This window comes from Streptomyces sp. NPDC001787 (genome assembly GCF_040297465.1).
Taxonomy (GTDB): domain Bacteria; phylum Actinomycetota; class Actinomycetes; order Streptomycetales; family Streptomycetaceae; genus Streptomyces.
In genome coordinates, this window is the sequence record NZ_JBEOZE010000021.1 from 42,106 (window position 1) to 61,210 (window position 19,105).

The window sequence follows — 19,105 nt, forward strand, 5'->3', positions numbered from 1 at the left end:
CCCCGTCCCCACCGCGTCGCTGTCAGATGAGTCGTGCGCCCAGCGCGAAGACGCCCGCGATCAGCACAAGGATCCCCCGGACCGGGGCCGCCACCCCTCGGCGGCGTAGCAGCAGCCGGACCTGGCTGACGATGTCGAAAACCGCGAGAACCGCTCCGATTCCTCCGATGGCCGCCGCGCTCCAGTAGGCCCATGCGTGCTGCCCGAGGAATCGCAGAAGCAGGAGCGCCGGCACGATGAGCAGGAGTGACCTGGTGGAGGAGACGACCGTGTTCTTCGTCCGCTCCCGCAGCTGTTCATCTTGAGCGTGGCTCGGCATGTCTCTCCCGACACGGTGGTCGCGGAGGCATCGGCGCGGGCGGCTCGTAGGGCTCCCAAACCAGGGTGCCGAGCTCCGCCATGAGTTCGAAATTCACTTGGTTACGGCGATATCGTACCTGCCCGCAGCCGGCTCTCTCCTGGCTGCACGCGCACCTCCCCATGCCACTTGACCTCCGACAACGCGGTGCTTCCGCAGCAGGAGCACCCTCCCCCAGCCCCGCCGACGCCGCCCTCAGCCCTACCGGGGGGAACCCCCGCGGTCCGTGCTCCGGCCGGTCTCTCGCGGGCTGTCCAGGAGAGTTGGCCTTCTGTTCAGCTGCCGCTCAGGGGAGACTTCCACGCGGGATCATGTCGAGACCTTCTCTCCAGGTGGGCCAGCAGGTGTTCCGCCGCCGTGGAGGCCGTGTCCTGCGGCGCGCCGGCCGCGGTCAGGGCGGCGGTGAGCCTTGCCGGGGCCGCCTCCGGCAGGTCCAGGTCGGTAAGGAGGGGAAGGACCAGCAGGAGGCGGGCGGCTGTGTCCTGGACGCCTTCGGCCGTGGCGGAAGGGTTGTCGGCCATGCGGACCAGTTCGCGCCATGTCAGCCCCATCCCCGAGAAGTCTCCTTCCCAGCTGGCGATCTGCTGGGCGTCGCCCTTGTCAGGATGGGTGAGCAGGTAGTCGGTGCCGTAGTCGCCGACCAGGTTGCGGTAGATCACCACAGCTCCGGGACCCTCCGCGGCCGACACCCGGAACACCGGCCAGTGTTCGGGATCGAAGAGGACCTCGGACATGGCATCGGCATCGGCCCCGTCATCGCCGAACCACTCCGGGGCCGGCGGCTCGGCGCATGCCCCGTCACCGCACATCGCCAAAAGGTAGTTCGACCAGAAGCCCGGTCGGGCCGGCAGTGACTCGCCCGCCACCAGCGGCCCGTCGTCGTATCCCTTGATCAGCACCCTGGGATCCTGTCACCAGGCACCGACTTGGTCCGATCCGGGATGGGTACGGGGCGCCACTCTGTGTACGGGTACGTCGCGGCCTGACAGATGGACGGCGTCCTCGGCCAACTCCATGGGCTTCTCCGCCGCCTGCGGCGTGAAGCCGAAGGCCGGGACTCCGAGCCGTGCATCTGTGTTCCGGGCGCGCACAGTGTCAGGACGACGCACTCGCCCGTGCCGAGCGGGACGCTTTCGAGGGTGCGGGCGTACAGGTCCAGGACCCTTTGAGCCGTGGTGCGGATGGTTCGGGTCGCGGGGGCCGTTTCTGTCCGAGCCGTCGTCGAGACCTGCGGTCGTGTGGCTGCTTCACGGCCGGCGTGGGCTGAGGCGTACGAAGGGCAGTTGGCATCCGGCCGCGCGGTAGTCCTCCGGTGTGCCGTCCACGGAGAAGCCCATGAAGCGTACGAGTTTGCGTGCGGCACGGGGGTGGCGGGGTGCGTAGCGGGCCATGAAGTCGCCGCCTTCGTCGGCGTCGAGTGGGTACGCGGTGACGGGGATGGTGCGCAGGCCGACCTGAATGCTGGTCCGGGGCGTGGCGAGGAGGTTCTGGTACCAGGCGGCTTTGGGGCCGAAGCCGGAGCAGACCACATAGCTGCCGTCGGTCCGGTCGTGTTCGACGACTTCGATGACGACTTGGCGGTTCTTTCCCGATACGCGTCCGGTGTGGTTGAGCAGGAGCAGCCGGCCGCCGAAGAGCCAGCCCAGGCGCAGTCGGTAGAGGCGGATGGGGGCGCGGAACAGCAAGCGGCGGATGCCGGTGGGCGGGGCGGGGCGCTCGGTGATCTCCATGGAGGGTCCTTCAGGTGCGGGCGAGGTTACTGGTGGTGCCGCCGCAGCGGGGCGAGGTCCGTATGCCTCGTGTCACGCTTCGAGCACGGCCGTGGCACTCGGTACGGCGTTCGCCGCGGTGGTCATGGAGCAACATCCCCTTCGGGCGTGGCGGTGAGCCCGCCCGAATAGATCGCGAGCGCCTCGGGCCCCCAGCGGGCCATGCCCTCGGCCGACAGCGGGTCGGTGTCCAGGACGTCGGTGAGGTGGTCGCGCAGCAGCAGCACGGCCAGGTCGTTGGCTATCAGAATCGCCGCGCGCACCGCCGGGTCGGGGCCCAGCGCGGCGAGCCCGGCCCCGGCCATCGCGTCGAGAGTCGCCCGGCTCAATTCGTAGAGCCGGGCGAAGAACCGCCGCGCGGAGTCGCTGCCGGACAGCAGGAGCCGTGAGAGGTAGGAGGGGATCGGGGAATCGGCCGGCAGGTGCTTGAGCATCGCTTCGGTCAACGACCCGTATGCCGCCGGATCGGTGAAACCGGGCGCGCCGTCCGCGGTGATTGATCCCAGTATCTGGTCGAACGCGTCGAGTACGTACTGGTCCACCTCTTCGCGCAGCCCGTCCTTGGAGCCGAAGTGGTGCAGCACCAGGCCGGGAGAGACCCCGGCAGCGGTGGCGATCCGGCGCACGGAGACGTTGTCCGGGCCCATCTCGGCGAAGAGACGGAGTGATTCATCGCGGAGGACCGCGCGGGTGGTCCTGTCCTCAGAGGCTGAACGCATGTTCAACATGCTAAACGCACGTTCAATGGGGCGGCAAATCGGCGGACGGCCCGGCCGCCAGTGATCGGCGGACGGCCGGCCGGCAGTGGGGGTCGGCCATGAGGTGGCGGGTGCCGGCCCGCCACCGGCCAGGTCCCGCGCGGCGCACCGCATGGATGGGCACTACGGCGCGCAGTCACGGCTCAACGGCGGGCGCGCCACGCCGTCATCACGGCCGCCAACGGTGCGAGCATGAACAGGCCGAACATCCAGCGTGCCGTGCTCTGCAGATCGGTGACATCCGCGCTGTCGGAGAACCCGATCACGTTGGCGACCATCCCGGCCAGCGCCGAGCCGAAGGCGGTCGCGGTGAGCTGGATGGTCGTGACCGATGAACCGGCGAGGTCCTGGTCCTCCTTCGGCGTCAACTGCAGGGCCCTGGTGAGCAGATGGGGCCATGCCATGCCGATGCCCCAGCCGAGCAGGAGCAGCCCGGCGCCCGCCGCCACGACGGTCGTGACCGCGCCCGAGTGCACCGGGCCGGCGAAGAAGAGGACGACGAGCCCGATCAGGGAGAAGACCGGACCGGAGCCGATGATCAGCCCTCTGCGGTGCTGCATGCCGCTGCACGCGATCGAGCCGAGCGTCCAGCCCGCCGCGAGGACAGCGCCCAAGTACCCGGCCGCCAGAGGGCCGAGCCCTTGAAGCCGCTGCCCGAAGTACGGCACGTACACCTCGACGGTACTGGAGAGCACCAGCAGGGCCATGGTGACGTAGACGAGCCGCAGCCGCGCGTCGGGGCCGAACGCGGTGGCCGGGATGAGCCGGAGCCCCGTACGCCGCTCACGTCGCAGCCAGACAACCAGGAGCAGCGTGGCCGCCAGGAGACCAGCGGCATTGATGGCGAGCCGGGACGAGATACTGGCCGCGGAGATGAGCAGCACGGCCAGGCCGAGCAGGCTCACGCTCGCCCAGGGAATGCGCGGGACCGACTCCCCCTCCGCCCCCCGGGGCAGTCGCGCCGCGCCCCAGAAGGCGAAGAAGAGCAGGAACGGCAGGATCCCCCAGAACGCGCCGCGCCAGACATCGAGTTGGGCGAACAAGCCGCCGAGGGCGGGGCCGACGAGCGTCGCGACGCCCCACATGGCGGAGACGAGCGCCATGGCGCGCGGCCACAGCGCCTCGTTCAGCGTGATGCGGACCATGGCGTAGGAGAGGGCGAAGAGCAGTCCGCCTCCGATGCCCTGGACGAGCCTCCCGGCCAGCAGGACGGGCATCGTCGGGGCGAGTGCGCAGATCACCGTTCCGGCCGCGAGCAGCAGTGCCGCGAAGCGGTAGCTGGAGCGCGGGCCGCGGGCTCCGAGCACGGCGGACGCGGCCGTCGACCCGAGCACGGACGCGAACACGAAGATCGTGGTGGCCCAGGCGTACAGATGCGATCCGCCGATGTCGGCGGTGACCGACGGCAGAATGGTGGTCGCCAGGTAGACATTCACGGCATGCAGCGCGACTCCGGCCGCGAGCGTCGCCGCGACCTCTCCGTGTTCACGGCCGAGCAACGCTCCCCATCCGGCTGGTGACGGTGCCGCAGCCGGCTCCTCGCTTCTGGTCGTCACGCGATTCCCCTCCGAGAGATTCATTACGTACCGGAACGGAATCTAACACTAGACTGGCGGAATGGCTGAAGCGAAACATGCACCCAGAGGTCGGGCCCCGGGCGGCCGTCCTCGCGACACGTCCATCGACCGGGCGATCCTCGACGCGGTGCTCGACCTCCTCGACGAGGTCGGATACGCCCGCCTCACCGTGGAGGCCGTGGCACGGCACGCCGGCACGACGAAGCCTGCCGTCTACCGGCGCTGGAAGACCCTGCCCGGCTTGGTGCTCGATGCCCTGACTGCTCGCCTGGGCCATCTCGAACCCCCCGCGACCGACTGCACGATCTGCGACCTCAGCGACGCGATCAAGCTGTACGTCGCCGCATTCCAGCGCATGCCACCGGAGGCACTCGCCTCACTGCTCGCCGACTACGGCGACGATCCGCAACGCCGCGAGACGTTCATGGCCGCCCTCTTCGACCCGCCCCGGACCGCCGTCGGCCAGGCGCTCGACGCCGCCATCGCGCGCGGCGACCTGCGCGACGACGTCGACCGGGACCTGCTGCTCGACCTGCTCGCCTCGCTGGTCCACTACCGCGCCCTGTTCGGCCACGCCGTCACCAGCGACGACGAAGTGGAGCAGGCTGTGCACACGTTGCTGCGGGGAGTCGCGGTCGACTATCCGAAGCTGGTCGAGATCAGCCGCAAGAGGGATGGAGATCCGCAGATCCACCACCGCCACACGGGGTGATGCGGGCCGTCCCGAGCTCCGCCTCGTCCCGGTCGGCCGCCGTCAGCCGTCAGCCGATGATCATGACGCCGCCGCCCTCTGCCCCCATGTGCCCTCGCCACAATGGGGGCGCCGGCCGCCGCAGTCGGGACGGTCAGGAAGGCCGCGGCGTACTACTCACACGGGGGCCGTGGACGCGGAAGGCCGGGCTTCGGGCGCGAGGCCGGTCAGCTGTCGCGGGTGACCATGATGTTCCGGTTCTCGGACACGAGGGCGAGCCGGTTGAGCAGCAGGTGCGGCGGCATGTGTGCTGGTGGCCCTCGCCGCGGAACGGGAACGAGCGGGTGACGAACACCTCCGGCGTCACCCCGCGTCGGCCTGGTCACGCGCGGAGGCGTCCAGATGTGGTGGACCGAGTCGAACGCGGGACGGGGCTCAGCCGTTGGCCGAGGAGTCTGCCGGTACGGCCGGACGGCCCGGTCCCTCCTGCTCCCCCGCCGCTACGCCTTCCCCCCGTTCCCAGGTCAGCCGGATGGTGAAGTTTCCCTCCGCCGCCGTCTTGGCGATGATCGCGCCCGCCTCGGCGTTGATCTTCACTCCGAGCTCGACCTCGACCGTGTCCGGCGGGCTGGGCATGGTGGTCATCCGGTCCAGCAGCAGGGCGGCGGCGGCCCGCACCTGGTCGAAACTCTCGGCCAACGAGCGCGCGGCCGTACCCGCGATCTCCCCGGGCCGGGCGGCGCGTACGATCCCGGAGCTGCCGGACGACACCTCCACCGCCACTCGTTCGCCCGCACTCTCGCCCTCGCCCTGGCCCTCGCCGTCCAGCGGCACCCAGATGAGTTGCGCGTTGTCACCCACGCGTCCGGTTCCTTCCCTCGCACAGAGGCCCCCGGTAGGCACCGGGCGGCACGTTCTCGTTCACCGCGGGTGGCAGCGTCTCGTCCCCGAGGATCCGGCACAGCCTTGTCATCCACCCGCCCGCCTTGTCGACGGACGGCGCCTTCACGGGTTTTTCCCCGGGGGCGGGGAGCCGGGCGAGCGGATCGCCGTCGCCCGGCCCGACCACGGCGACCACGCCCATCGAGTGCAGGACCACGGAAGGCCTGTCGGCCGGACCGATCAGGTCCAGGCCCGTCCAGGTCTGCCCCTGGCCGAACATGCGAACAGGCCCGTCGCCCGCTGAGTACGCACCCGGCGGCCCTTCGCCCGCCAAGAAGTACACCAGCGGCTTCGCCCCGGCGGAACCCATCGCGATCCCGCTGACCGCGATCAGCTGTCCGCTGCGTTCCTGGTGCAGGAGTCTGCCGTCGTCGAGGTCGTGGACAGCGATGCGGTGGGACGGCGACGAGAGCCCCTTCCCACTGCCCACGTCCGTCTCGACGAGCCCCAACCGGGTGAGGTCCGGGCTCACATCCATGAAGACCGTCTTGTCCGTGCCGCTCCGCCAGCGCAGCACCTCCCGGCCGACGGGCGCCTCTCCGGTCAGGTCCCAGGACTTCACCACCATGACCGTCTCCGTCAGCGACACGCTCTCGTTGGCCATGGTGAACAGCCGGTCGCCCCCGTCCGTCGGCCACAGCTGCTCGACAGCGTCCGGAAGGCCGGGCATGACCTTCTTGATCCGCCCGTCGGCCGTGTTCCAGAGCACCAGCCTGCCGCCCTCCCCGAACAGGCCGGTCTGCCCGAGCAGCACCTTGGACCCCTGGTCGAAGGCGAGACGGGCGTACTGGGTCGGCAGTTGCAGTCCGGGGATGTCGGGAAGCGTGGGCATCTCAAGTCCGGGGATCTCCGGGCCCGTGTCAATGTCCTTGGGGAACGGATCTCCGCCCTGCGGGGCTTCGAGGTCCAGGATCCGGCCTGTCGCGACGGTGAGCAGTCGGGCCGCCGTCCGCCGCGGGTCCGGCGGCTTCGTGAAGTCCGGGGAGAGGCCCGTCGAATCCGCCAGTGCCACCATCGTGCCGTCGCGGCTGACCGCCGTGATGTCCCCCTTGCGCCGCGTCTCCACGCGTCGGATCCCCGAGGCGTCCGTACGCAGGACCACGAGTTCGCCGTCACCGGTCCGCGCGGCGACCACCTTCCCCTCCCCGTCGACGACGGTCTCGACGGGGAGGCTCAGCGGTTCGAGGACAGCGTTGGTGGGGCTCTTGTACCGGGGTGCGAGCAGGTCGGCGAATCCGAACCGGGCGTGCATCTCCCCGAGCCGCTCCCGTGTGCGCGGAGTGTCCTGGGTGCGGTAGGCGCGCAGGGCGAGCAGCAGCGCGGTGTACGACATGCCGAAGTCCGCTGGGTTCCCTCCCGCGTCGGCGTCGCGGGACTGCTGGATCAGCACATCCGATGCCTTGGTGGCCGCGTCCTGGCTGATGTCCTCGCGCCAGGCCCAGCTGCCGAGCCCAGCGAGCAGGGCGAGGACGACACCCACGGCGGCGAGCCCGGTCAGGCGCCGCCGGGCTCCCTTGCCGCTCGCGTCGATGAACGCCTCTTCGGCGGGGCGCAGTTCGCCGGTGCGGGCGGCGCGCCAGCGGCGCGCGTCACGGAGGTCCTGTCCGCGCAGCAGCCGCCGCGCGGGGCGGTCGTCGGCGGACCACAGGGCGATGCGTCGGCGCAGCCCTTCCTGCCACATGCGGAAGTCGCGGTCCCTCGCCACGTACGTGCGCAGCCGGTTCCAATGGGTCAGCAGCGTCTCGTGGGCCAGCTCGACGGTCTCCTGGGGCGGACCGGAGTCCGGCCGGTAGTCCTCTCCCGGGACGAGCAGGCGGGTGGTCATCAGGCGCTGGGCCAGCCTCCATTGCTCGGGGCGCAGTTCGGAGCGGGCCAGTGTGCGGCGGGTGGGTGCGAGACCGTCGTCACCGGGGTGGACGAGCTGGACCAGGAGGGCGCGGGCCGCTTGCCGCTCGGTCTCGGCGAGGGCGCCGGTCCAGACCTGTTCGGCGTGGGTGACCAGCGCGTCATGGACCCGCCCGAGGGACTCGTACGCGGTGTGCCCGATGCGTCCGTGCCGCTGGCGCTCCCACAGTTTGGTCAGGGTGAACTCAAGCAGCGGCAACCGGCCGGGGTCGCTGCCGACATCGCTGAGGATACGGTCGACGAGTCCGGGTTCGTAGGTGACGCCCGTGCCTGTCAGCGGCAGCTCCACCGCGGCCCGGAGTTCGGCGTCGGACATCGCGCCCACCGTGAAGAGCCGTTCGCCCGAGAGCAGGGGGGCGAGGCCCGGGTGGGCGAGGGCGGGAGCGAGGAAGTCGGCGCGCAGGCTGGTGGCGAGCCGCATCCGGGACCCGGGCTGCAGGCAGTACGCCAACGCGGCGGCCAGGGCGTCCAGTTCGTCGCGGGCGGCGGCGCCGGTGCCGATGAGGGCTTCCTCGAACTGGTCGGCGACGACGAGCAGTTGCTCCTTGCCCTGCCGGGCGAGCAGCCGTTCCACCACCGCGGGGAGCTGCCCTTCCCGTAACAGCCCTGCCAGAGCCGGAAGTTCGGCGAGTCGGGCGGTTTCCGTCAGGTCGGGCTCCAGCCGGGGCAGCAGGGCGAGGGCGAGGGCGTCCAGCGGGGCGCGGCCGAGCTGCCCGGGGCGGAAGTCGACGATCTCCAGCTCGGTCCGCTCGCGCAGCCGGGGCAGCACGCCTGCGTGCAGGAGGGACGATTTGCCGCAGCCCGACGGTCCGACGAGGCTGGTCGCCGGGGCGTGGGCGAGCAGGCCGGCGATCCGGTCGGCGGGTTCGGCGCGCCCGTGGAAAAGGGCGGCGTCCTGCTCCCCGAAGGGCTCCAGGGACCGGAAGGGGCAGGCGGGCAGAGTGCTGGAGGCCAGTGCCGACCAGCTCTCGCGCAGGGTCCGGACCGGAATCAGATAGGCGGTACGTACATCGGTCCGCGTATCGGCGGCGACCACCATGCCCACGACGCCGCCCTCGGCGACATCCCAGACCGGGGCCCCCGAAAAGCCCTGCTCGACCCGGTGCTCGCTGGCGGGATCGGTGTCGTACTGGAGCCAGCCGGCGCCGGTCGCGCCGCGCAGCCAGCCCACGCTCCAGGCGCCGTCGTCGTAGCTGTGGGGGAAGCCGAAGGCGCGTACCCTGCGGTCGGGGCCGGCCGCGTCCTCGACGAGGCGGGCTACGGGAGCCTTCACGGGTGGATCGACGAGAAGTTCCAAGACGGCGATGTCACCGGAGCCGTCGGGCCGGACCGGTGTCCAGGAGCCGACCCGCGCGGGCACCCGGGTGCCGCGCTCGGCGAGTGGGAAGTCGACCCATAATCGGCCGCCGGGTGACTTCTGGGTGTCCGGCGGCAGACCGAGCGCCGTGGCGACCACGTGCGCACAGGTGATGACCTCGCGCTGCCCGGCGCGGAACCCGGCCCCTTCTGGGCTCCCGTCGGCCCCCAGGATCCGTGCCACCGAGGCATCACTGAGCGCTGCGCTTCCCGGTTCCATGGTGTCCACCCCCGTGCACCAGATCCATGTGAAGGCGCTGAGCATATCCAGGTATCCACCAATGTCCAGGGGCGATTCCGGACACGGGCCCCGACCCCGCCCCGTCCGCACTCCGTCTCGACCGTGTCCTCCTTCCTCGGCGGCCGTCCGGACGTCTTCCCCTGCGACCGGTACGCCGGAAGCACGCGTGGACTCACGTACGAGGAAGGGACCTCGACGAACATGACCATGCCTGCGACAGGCCGGGCGCCGTGCCGTGCAGGCCCCGCGGTGACGCGGCACGACCCGCTCCCCCAGGCGCGGCGCGGGATCGGCCTTCCTCCGCCCGATGCGTGCCGTTTCACAGAGGGATCGTCCGGGTCAAAACTCATTTGATCGAACGGGAGAGTCTGCATAGCGTCCGCACGATGGACACCAAGCCTGTCATCCGACGCTACGAAGTATCCGACGAAGCCGAGGTCATGGCTCTGTGGTCGAGTGCCTCACAACTCGCCCACCCGTTCATCCCGGGTGAGGGAGAAGGCGAGCGGGCGCTCAAGGTCCGGGAGGTCTATCTGCGCGAGGCCGAGAACTGGGTCGCGGAGGAGGACGGGGTCGCCGTTGCCCTGCTGGGCATGATCGGCAGCGAGATCGGTGGTCTGTTCGTCGCGCCCCGGTGTCAGGGGCGGGGAATCGGGCGAGCGCTGGTGAACCATGCGGCGGCGCTGCGAGGCGAACTGCTCCTGGAGGTGTTCGAGGCCAATCCCGGAGCGCGTGGCTTCTACGAGCGCATGGGCTTCGAGGAACGGAGTCGGCGCCTGGACGAGGAAACCGGGCACCACCTGATCGTCATGTTCCGCCGGCAGGACTGACCGACGCACCATCGGCGTGCCGTCTGCCACACCCCCTTCGGTCACTTCGGACGCCTCGGTCGCCTCGGTCGCTTCGCACGCCTCGGTCGCCTCGGTCGCTTCGCACGTCTCTGCCGCCGAGCCGCAGTTGGTGCCACGGTGCCCGAAACGGCTCGCGGTCCGCCCGTGCGGATGAGTGGTTCAGGGCGCCCGGCCGTCAGCGGTCTGGAAGCGGTCGATGCGGTCGGAGAGCGCGCGGACCGGACGGGCCCGGATCAAGCAACTCCCCCAACTCGTCCGGCACCGACCGCTGGCACCGCACCGCGACCTCGGTTGCCGTCCCACGCCAAAGGGCCCTCACCCACGGATCCCGTGGGTGAGGGCCCTCTGCCGTCTCCGGGTCCGGCTGCCACCCGGAAGGTGCGGGCGACATCGGACGTAGCACCGATCGTTTCCGCGAAGGGTTCGTACCTCGCCGGGCTTCGGTGAGGTCTTGGTCAGAGGCCGAGATGGGTGGCGATGAGATTGCGTTGGATGTCGGACGTTCCTGAATAGAGTACGGACGCGACCGAGTTCCGCATGTGCCGTTCGGACTCCGTTCCGGTGAGGTAGCCTCGGCCCCCCTGGATCCTCAGGGCGTCGACGGACAATTTCAGATAGGCCTCGGATACGAAGAGTTTCGCGCTGGCCGAGGCGAGTGCAGTGCTTTTTCCGGAATCCTTGAGCACACCGACGCGGTGTGTGAGTTCGCGAGCGGCATCCAGCGTGACTTTCATGTCTGCGATGCGGTGGGAGACCGCCTGGTTCTTTCCGATCGGGCGCCCGAACTGCTTTCTGGTGCGGGCGTGCTCGATGGACTGCTCCAGTTCACGCTGCATGGCGCCCAGAGCGGTGGCGAGTATGCAGCCTCGTTCGTATTCCATCGCGCCGTCGAAGACACTGACACCGCGTCCCGGTCGGCCGAGAACGGCGTCCGCCGGGACGCGGCAGTCCTTCAGCGTGATGCGTCCCATGAGGGCTGTGCGCATTCCCATCTTTTCCACCGGGGGGCTCCTGTGGAGTCCCGGCGTCCGGGCGTCGACCAGGAAGGCGGTCACACCCAGGGCGCCCAGCGCCGGGTCCACCGTCGCGTACACGACGAAGAGGTCGGCCACGGGCGCGTTGGTGATGTAGCTCTTCGTGCCGTTCAGGACGTAGCTGTCGCCGTCCTTCGTCGCCCGGGTCCGCATGGCGTACACGTCCGACCCGGCCTCGTCCTCGGTCGACGCGTTCGCACCGATGGATGATCCCTGCATCAGCATCGGCAGGTACTGGGCTCGCTGCGCCGGTGTTCCGTGGACGGACAGGGGCAGGACCACCGTCCACAGGTGGGCGTTGAGTGCGAAGAGGAGCCCTTGGTCCTCCGTCCCGTGTCCCAGTCCCTCCATGACGGCGAGGAGATCACCCAGAGGCGCGCCCGTGCCGCCGTGGTCCACGGGGACGGGCATCCTCAGAAGTCCGAACTCCGCGCACTGTTTCCAGCCGGCCCGGTCGAACTCCCCGCTCGCATCGCGTTCGGCGATGTCGGTGCTCAGGACCTCACGGGCGAATCGATCCGCGCCCTGATAGAGAGCTGAGCGGTGGTCGTCCCATCCACTCCACATAGCCACCCCTGCGTTCACTGAATCGTGTCCTCCCGCTCGTTCGTGAGGACTGGTGGTCGAGGTCTTTCCCGCGGTCATCCGCTCATCGCTTCGGCGGTGCGGCAGCGCCTGCTCAGCTCCTGGTAGTCGGTCTTCCCGGTCGATGTGCGGGGGAGCTCGTCCAGGAACTGGAAGTCGTCGGGCACCATGTAGCGGGCGAGCCTGCTGTGGCAGTACTGGCGCAGCTCGACGCTGGTGGGCGCGGTGCCGGGGGCCACGACGAAGGCGGTGATGGTGACGTCGCCGGGCACTCCGGTGCTGACGACCGCCGCGTCGGCGAGCGCGTCGTTGTGCCGGAGGCTGTGCTCGATCTCGTCCAGTTCGATGCGGTGGCCGTGGCGTTTGACCATGCGGTCCGCGCGTCCGAGGAACACGTAGCCCTCCGGCGTCGCGCGGACGATGTCGCCGGTGTTGTACCAGCGGCGCCCCCCGAAGTGGAATGTGCGTTCCGCGGTACGCGCGGGCATGTTCCAGTAGGACGGATAGACCGAGGGGCCGGCGACGCTCAGGAACCCCGACTGTCCGGAGGGGACGGGCTCCAGCTGTTCGTCCACGACGATGATGTCGCAGTGGGAACAGGCATGGCCGATGCTCAGGGGGGCCGTGCGGGAGGCCGGGATCTGTGCGGGGACCGGGTAGTAGGTGCACACGTTCGTCTCGGTCGGGCCGTACAGGTTGTAGTAACGGGGCGTGGGCCAGAGGTGCAGGAGGCGCCGCAGCTTGTCGATCGGGAAGACTTCACCGGCAAAGAGGACGAGCCTGAGCCTGTTCGCGGGGAACCTCTCCGGTCTGGGTGATTCGGCGATCATTCCCAGGATCGCGGGGGCCGAGTACCAGACGGTGATGCCGGACTCGGCGATGAACGCGGGAAGGTGCCGGGGGCTGGCCGCCAGATCCGTGTCGATCAGGTGGACGCACGCGGCGTGTTTGACGGCCACGAAGAGATCGAAGACCGAGAGATCGAAGTGGAAGGGCGCGTGACTGGCGACCTCATCGGTCTCCGTGATCCCGAACGTGGCCGACGCCCACTCGACGAAGGCCACGGCGTTCCGGTGAGTGATCATCACGCCTTTGGGCGTCCCGGTCGACCCCGAGGTGTACAGCAGCGCCGCCAACCGGTCGGGGTCCCTCTCCGCGCGAGGGTAGTCGGGCTCCCCCGAAGCGTCCGCGTCCGGCCAGGAGCCGTCGCTGATCAGCGTGCGTGCGGTGAGAGAGGGGGCAGCCTCCCCGAGCCGCCCCGCGGACCGTTCGTCGGCCAGGACGATGCGCGCCTGACAGTCCTCGAAGATGGTCGCGGCACGCTGCGGGGATCCGTACGCGTCGACCGGCACATAGGCCGCCCCGAGCCGGAGAATGCCGTGGATCAGGGCCACGGAATGCACGCTCTTGGGCATCAGCAGCCCGACTCTGTCCCCCTGGCCGACGCCCCGCCCGTGCAGGACGGCCGCCACCCGGTCGACCTGCGCGGAGAACTCGCCGTAGGTCTGTGACTGCCCGTCCGGCCCGACGACGGCGCGGTTGAGCGGTGCACGCTCGGCGGCGGCGTCGAGGTACTCCGCGAGGTCGGCCTCCTCGAACGCCTGCACGGAGTTATCGCTCATCAGGCTGCGCCTGCCGATCCTTCACGTACTGCGTCAGGTGGGAGACGGTCGTGAAGTGCAGCCGGGGGTCCTGGAGTGCCACATCTATACCGAACTCGTCTTCGATGAACGTCACCAGCTGCATGGTGGCGAGCGAGTTCAGCACCCCCGACTCGCGCAGGTTCAAGTCGTCGGACAGGTCGTCCTCGCTGCCGCCCTTGAGGATCTCCTTGATGATGAAAGAGCGGATCTGGTCGCGTACCTCAGCCATGGTTGCCTCCGACGGAGTTCAGAGTGGTGGTCGCCCCGGCCGGCGCCGGGCCGAGGAGTACCGAGGGCCAGCGGAAGACGGCGGCTCCCGCCTCCGCCTGGCCTCCGAAGGTGTAGAGCAGCACCCGGTCGCCCGGCTTGATGCGGCCTTCGACCGCGGCGAGGTGGGTGTTCACCGGCATCAGGGCGGGCCCGATATTGGCCACGCTGGGGAAGGTGTTCACCACGCGGTCCGGGTCCACGCCCAGCGTGTCGGCGCTGAACCGCGCGTGCCAGGCGGTGGGGGTGTTCGGTACCACCACGTCGATTTCGTCGATCTTCAGCTGCGCGGCTTCGAGCGCGCCCTCGACCGTCCCCAGCAGATACGGTTTCGCGGTGGCGCGCAGGACGTGTGTGATGGTCGGATCGACCCGCAGGCGGATTCGGCGGCCCCCCGCGGTGGTTCCCTCGGGCTCCTCGACGGTGTCCAGCAGCCAGGTGCCGCACGTCTCGCCCGTCTGCAGCGTCTTGGAACCCAGCAGCCCGTAGCCCTCGTCCACGGGACCGACCAGGAAGGCGGCAGCGGCGTCTCCGCAGAGTCGCGCCGTGACATCGTCCGCGTCGATCGCCCGCGAGAGCATGGAGGCGACGACGACCAGGACCCGTTCCTTGAGCCCCGACCGCACCAGCGAACTGGCCGTCAGCAGCGCGGACATGGAACCGGAGCAGGTCGCCTCCAGACTGAAGGCGCCACCGGCCGTGCCCAGGGCCTGGGCGAGGTAACCGGCGTCTCCCGCGCCGACCCGGTCGGGGAACATGGACACCGAGATCAGGCCGTCCACGTCGCCGGGCGTGATGTTCGCGGTCTCCAGCACGCTGCGGGCGGCTTTGATGCCCAGCGAAACCGATCCCTCTCCCGGATCGGCTATTCGACGCTCGACGCTCCCGAAGAACGGATCGTCGATGTACGGCTGCATTGCGGCATCGAATAAGTTTCGTGGCCTCGGTCCGGACGGCTGCGCGGGCTGCGAGTTTTCCACGGAAGTGGAATCCGCACCCCACCATTTATTGGTGCGCACTGTGTCCGGGAGATGAACGGATAGGGCCTGTATTCCAACGGAACGCATAACCACCCTCCTGGGTATTTGGCGCCCTCACACTAACAGCCGACTCGTTCCGCCCGGAGCGACAGGAGGTTGATTTTCAGGCCAACTGTGCGGGCCAATAGGAAACCACACACGCCACTTGAGTTCCCTCACGTCTCACGCGTTACCACTGTTAAGACCTCGTAAAATGTCCAAGGAGCGAGAATGGCCGGAAAGCCGTTCGGGCCACCTCGGAAAATGCCGCCCTCTTCGAGAGAGATGCTTGCGCGGTGACTGAATAGGAACTTTCTCAGCCCTGATATCGGCCATGGGGGCGTCCGGGCGGGTACTCCACCGGCAAGGTCCGCGCGATGGCCAGGAATCGGGTACGCCCGACCGACCGCCCACCCTTGGGCTCACGGAGATCCGCCCCACCGTCCGGGAGCCGGACGCCGCCGTCCGCCACGCCGCCGCCCGCCACGCCCGCCGTCCCGCCTCGATGCGGTGCCGGCTCCAAAGGACAGAGGCCACCTCCTCGGACGGGAGGACTCCGCGAGGAAGTCCTCCCGGCCGAGCGGCTGCTGAGGGCTGTCCCGCGGCACGGCGGCCTGTGGTGTCGCCGCGCCGGACGTGCGGGCGGTCATCCGCGCGGGCGCGTCCGGCTCTCCCGTACCGGGATCCGTGCCGCTCGGTGCACGCGGCCCTCTCCGTACCGGTCAGCCGTACATCGCCACGCGGTAGAGAGCAGCGAGCGCGTCGTCGATGGGGTGGGGCTGCGGCCTGCCCGTGGAGTCGAGTGCGTTCCACCTCTGCAGGTTCACCGCGACGGACATCTGCCGTCCGCCGTCGGCACGGGTCATCGTCAGCGCTCCGGCGCCCCAGACCGTGCCGCCATGACCCCAGAAGGTGCCCTGACCTGGAGCCTTCATCGGGTGCAGGCCGAGGCCGTAGTCGATCGTCCTGCCCTCCTGGGAGACGACCGGGACGGTGCGCTGCATCTGTGCCAGCGACGACAGGCTGACGATCTCGCCGGCGAGCAGCATGCCGAGGAAACGGTTGAGGTCCGTGACGGTCGATATCAGTGAGGCCGACGGCCCGACCCATGACATGTCGTAGACGCTGTAGTCGCGCGGCGGGTCGATCATGCCGAACCACGCCTCGTAGATCTGCGAGTGCGGCCCGTCGACGTACGGTCCGGCGGGGAGTTCGGTGTCGCGGAGCCCTGCCCGCTCAATGATGTTGCGGGTGATGTAGCGCTCCGCCGCGATGCCGGTCGCCTGTTCCAGGAGCTGGACGAGGAGCAGGTAGTTGGTGTTGGAGTACACCCCCGGCGTGCCGCCCGGGGCGCCGACGGCAGGCGCGCCGACCCCCATGGCGATCAGCTCGGTGGGGTCGAACCGGGTGAACCGGTTGTCGTCCAGGCTCTGGGGCCCCGTGTCCGCGAGGGCGGGGAAGGCCTTGAGGGAGGGGTAGGCGTACGGGAGGTACTCGGCGAGACCGCTGGTGTGGTTGATCAGCATCCGGACCGTGATCGCCTCACCGCGTTCTCCGGGAACCAGCCCGGGGAGATACCGGCCGATCGGCGCGTCGAGGGCGATCCGGCCGCTCTCGACCTGCTGCAGAACCGCTGCGGCGGTGAAGATCTTGGTGATGCTTCCGACGCGGTGGCGCATACCGGCGGTGACGGGGCGCCCCGTGGTGACATCCGCGACCCCGGCGGCGCCGCGCCAGACCTGGTCACCGTCACGCACCTCGGCGAAGAGACCCGGCATGCCGGCGCGGTGCACGTACGCGATGGCGGCGTCGAGCTTCGCGGGATCCAGTGGCTTCCTCATGACATCCGTCCTTCCGTTGCACCCACGCCGGCTCCATGTCGGTCGCCCGGCCGGGTGGAAGGGCACGAGTGACACGCCGGACGACCGCTGCCGGGCCACTCAGCACGCTCACATCCCCATTATGCACGCGGTGCGTGCAACACCAAGTGCACAGCTAGGGTGATCCCGACGAGAGGGGCGGAATGACAGGCAGAAGGCGCTGGTCGACCGAGGAGATCCTGGATGCGGCGGCGGAGTTGCTGCGTACGGGCGACGCCGATTCGTTCAGCGTGCGCAAGCTCGCGGCGGTGCTCGGCACCGATTCCTCCAGCCTCTACCGGCACTTCCGCAGCAAGACCGAGCTGCTGCGGGCCGTCGCCGACCGCATCCTCCTGGCCGCCATGGACGGCTACCGCCCCGGGGGCGACTGGAAGCAGCGCATCACGGCCCTGGCCATGCGCGTGAGAGAGGCGTTCGCCCAGCATCCCCAGCTCGCCGCCACGTGGGGACGCCGCGCCTCCAGCGGCACCGGTTCCCGGCTGGTCATGGAAGAGATGCTGCAGGCCCTGCGGGCGTCGGGACTCCCCGACGCGGAGATCCCGGCGCGCTACCACCGGATCGCCGTCCTCATCGCGGCGCTGATCGCCTCCGAGGCCGGGGTCGGCACCGTCACCCCCGAAGAGCGCGAACAGGGCAGGGAACTGTTCCGCGTCGCGGTACTCGGCGCAGACCCCGAACGCTTCCCGGCCCTGGCCCACTTCGCCCGCGACGTCCGCCCCCTCACAGCGGACCGCCGGGCCGCTTTCGAAGAACTGCTCGCCGCTCAGCTCGCCCACATCGAGGCCGCGATCAGCCCGAGCCGGCCGACCGGCACCGGGGGCGTCGACGGTCCACCGCGTACCGACACACACCTGTGATCACGAAGAGCCGCACACTCCCGGACCCGGTCCCACCCGCCGCCTGCCACACGAACACGGCACATCAAAGGCCGACCGGCGCGACCGCCCTCGGGTTCCGTCCCGCAGCCGGCTGACCGTCGGCGCCTGACACGCTGTCCCGGCTCCCGCCCGTCAGCCCCGGCGGCCGGCCCAGAAGAGGTCATTCACCTTCCGCCAGGCACCCGCCTGCCAGGAATGCCGGCCGCGCCCCGCTTCCGGACGTGCTCCCCCGCGCCGCGATGAGCACGCACACGGCCGGACGGGCTGGCCACAGCACTCCGCGCGGACCCGTGCGGCGCGGACACGGCGCCGCGGCCCGCGCGGGATCCCCCGACGACACGCCACCCGTCCGGACATCCCGTGCGGGAATACCCCCCAGGGGTATACAGTTATGGCAGGTGTCCGGGATACGGACAACGCCGGAAGACGCAGCACACGTCACGCATCACACAGGTGGAGACACGATGAAGAGCAATGCAGGCCACTACATGACCAGCCACGGCGGCCACGGCGGAGCACGTCCCGGCGGGCTGTCGGTCTCCGAGAACGGGTACACCCTCGAATTCGACTCGACGATCCTTTCCACCGGTGCGCGGACGGTCACCTTCCGGGTGACCGGTCCCGATGGACGGCCGGTGAGCGAGTACGTGCCCGAGCACGAGAAGGATCTCCACTTCATCGCCGTCCGGCGCGACACGACCGGGTTCCAGCACGTGCACCCCGTGAGGGACGAGGAGGGCACCTGGAGCGTCGGACTGACCCTGCGGCCGGGAGACTGGAGGTTCTTCGCCGACATCCACCCGGCCGGCCACCACTCGGCCATGACGCTGGGGATCGACGCCTCGGTCGCCGGGCAGTACGACCCGCAGCCACTCTCCGAGGACACCCGCACCGCTCAGGTCGGCGACTACACCGTCACCCTCGACGGCGAGCTCGTGCCCGGTGAGGCCAGCGACCTGACGCTCACCGTCAGCCGGAACGGGCGGCCCGTCACCGACCTGCAGCCCTACCTGGGCGCGTACGGGCACCTGGTGGCGCTGCGGGTCGGCGACCTGGGCTACCTCCACGTCCACCCGGAGGGCGAGCCCGGTGACGGCACCACCGAGCCGGGGCCCGAGATCACCTTCATGGCAGCCGCGCCGTCCGGCGGCACCTACCGCCTCTACCTGGACTTCCAGCACGACGACGTCGTCCGCACGGCCGAGTTCACGGTACGGACCACCGGGGCCGCCCACCGCCCGGACGCGGTATCCCAGGCCGCACCCGAGCACACGGGTCACGGCGACCACGCACCTCATGCACATCACTGACCGACTGCCGCGACCCACGGCGCGGTCACGGGACGCTCGGC

General features: G+C 69.9%; 16 protein-coding genes. 4 read left to right on the forward strand and 12 right to left on the reverse strand.

Annotated elements, in window-relative coordinates:
• Window positions 1–22: 22 nt before the first annotated feature.
• From ABT170_RS26080 to ABT170_RS26100, 5 genes are all read right to left on the reverse strand, one after another.
• Complete coding sequence (locus tag ABT170_RS26080) at window positions 23–319, reverse strand: hypothetical protein (protein ID WP_329941785.1); 297 nt, start codon at window positions 317–319, stop codon at window positions 23–25.
• A 314-nt stretch (window positions 320–633) separates the two neighbouring features.
• Complete coding sequence (locus ABT170_RS26085) at window positions 634–1,257, reverse strand: hypothetical protein (protein ID WP_351871233.1); 624 nt, start codon at window positions 1,255–1,257, stop codon at window positions 634–636.
• Between the two features lie 348 nt (window positions 1,258–1,605).
• The gene (locus tag ABT170_RS26090; RefSeq protein WP_329941783.1) at window positions 1,606–2,088 is read right to left on the reverse strand and encodes a nitroreductase family deazaflavin-dependent oxidoreductase; all 483 of its coding nucleotides are present in this window, start codon (window positions 2,086–2,088) and stop codon (window positions 1,606–1,608) included.
• 122 nt (window positions 2,089–2,210) lie between these two features.
• Window positions 2,211–2,846: a TetR/AcrR family transcriptional regulator gene (locus ABT170_RS26095; protein WP_351871237.1), complete on the reverse strand. Its 636-nt coding sequence runs from the start codon at window positions 2,844–2,846 to the stop codon at window positions 2,211–2,213.
• Window positions 2,847–3,028: 182 nt separating this feature from the next.
• Window positions 3,029–4,441, reverse strand: a complete 1,413-nt coding sequence (locus tag ABT170_RS26100; protein WP_329941781.1) for an MFS transporter — start codon at window positions 4,439–4,441, stop codon at window positions 3,029–3,031.
• Window positions 4,442–4,502: 61 nt separating this feature from the next.
• Between ABT170_RS26100 and ABT170_RS26105 the strand changes: the two genes are divergently transcribed.
• Window positions 4,503–5,174: a TetR/AcrR family transcriptional regulator gene (locus tag ABT170_RS26105; protein ID WP_329941780.1), complete on the forward strand. Its 672-nt coding sequence runs from the start codon at window positions 4,503–4,505 to the stop codon at window positions 5,172–5,174.
• A gap of 414 nt (window positions 5,175–5,588) precedes the next feature.
• On the opposite strand, the gene ABT170_RS26110 is transcribed toward ABT170_RS26105, so the two are convergent.
• Both ABT170_RS26110 and ABT170_RS26115 read right to left on the reverse strand, forming a co-directional pair.
• Window positions 5,589–6,014, reverse strand: coding sequence for a CU044_2847 family protein (locus ABT170_RS26110; RefSeq protein ID WP_351871241.1), 426 nt, complete (start codon window positions 6,012–6,014; stop codon window positions 5,589–5,591).
• Entirely contained in the window at window positions 6,007–9,621 is a 3,615-nt protein-coding gene (locus ABT170_RS26115; RefSeq protein WP_351871244.1) for an nSTAND1 domain-containing NTPase, read from the reverse strand. Before ABT170_RS26115 ends, ABT170_RS26110 begins: the two co-directional genes overlap by 8 nt.
• Window positions 9,622–9,983: 362 nt before the next feature.
• Here ABT170_RS26115 and ABT170_RS26120 point away from each other — a divergent pair, with 362 nt between their 5' ends.
• Window positions 9,984–10,427, forward strand: coding sequence for a GNAT family N-acetyltransferase (locus tag ABT170_RS26120; protein WP_351871247.1), 444 nt, complete (start codon window positions 9,984–9,986; stop codon window positions 10,425–10,427).
• Between the two features lie 476 nt (window positions 10,428–10,903).
• On the opposite strand, the gene ABT170_RS26125 is transcribed toward ABT170_RS26120, so the two are convergent.
• From ABT170_RS26125 to ABT170_RS26145, 5 genes are all read right to left on the reverse strand, one after another.
• Complete coding sequence (locus ABT170_RS26125; RefSeq protein ID WP_329943632.1) at window positions 10,904–12,049, reverse strand: acyl-CoA dehydrogenase family protein; 1,146 nt, start codon at window positions 12,047–12,049, stop codon at window positions 10,904–10,906.
• Window positions 12,050–12,123: 74 nt separating this feature from the next.
• Window positions 12,124–13,689: an amino acid adenylation domain-containing protein gene (locus tag ABT170_RS26130; RefSeq protein ID WP_351871250.1), complete on the reverse strand. Its 1,566-nt coding sequence runs from the start codon at window positions 13,687–13,689 to the stop codon at window positions 12,124–12,126.
• Window positions 13,679–13,939: an acyl carrier protein gene (locus ABT170_RS26135; protein ID WP_329943630.1), complete on the reverse strand. Its 261-nt coding sequence runs from the start codon at window positions 13,937–13,939 to the stop codon at window positions 13,679–13,681. The genes ABT170_RS26130 and ABT170_RS26135 overlap by 11 nt, the downstream gene beginning before the upstream one ends.
• Window positions 13,932–14,894, reverse strand: a complete 963-nt coding sequence (locus tag ABT170_RS26140; protein ID WP_329943629.1) for a 3-oxoacyl-ACP synthase III family protein — start codon at window positions 14,892–14,894, stop codon at window positions 13,932–13,934. Before ABT170_RS26140 ends, ABT170_RS26135 begins: the two co-directional genes overlap by 8 nt.
• A gap of 824 nt (window positions 14,895–15,718) precedes the next feature.
• The gene (locus ABT170_RS26145; RefSeq protein ID WP_329943628.1) at window positions 15,719–16,837 is read right to left on the reverse strand and encodes a serine hydrolase domain-containing protein; all 1,119 of its coding nucleotides are present in this window, start codon (window positions 16,835–16,837) and stop codon (window positions 15,719–15,721) included.
• A gap of 182 nt (window positions 16,838–17,019) precedes the next feature.
• On the opposite strand from ABT170_RS26145, the gene ABT170_RS26150 reads away from it, so the two are divergent.
• Together ABT170_RS26150 and ABT170_RS26155 are read left to right on the forward strand one after the other, a co-directional pair.
• Window positions 17,020–17,733, forward strand: coding sequence for a TetR/AcrR family transcriptional regulator (locus ABT170_RS26150; RefSeq protein WP_351871254.1), 714 nt, complete (start codon window positions 17,020–17,022; stop codon window positions 17,731–17,733).
• 485 nt (window positions 17,734–18,218) lie between these two features.
• Window positions 18,219–19,064, forward strand: coding sequence for a DUF8832 domain-containing protein (locus tag ABT170_RS26155; protein WP_351871257.1), 846 nt, complete (start codon window positions 18,219–18,221; stop codon window positions 19,062–19,064).
• Window positions 19,065–19,105 lie beyond the last annotated feature (41 nt).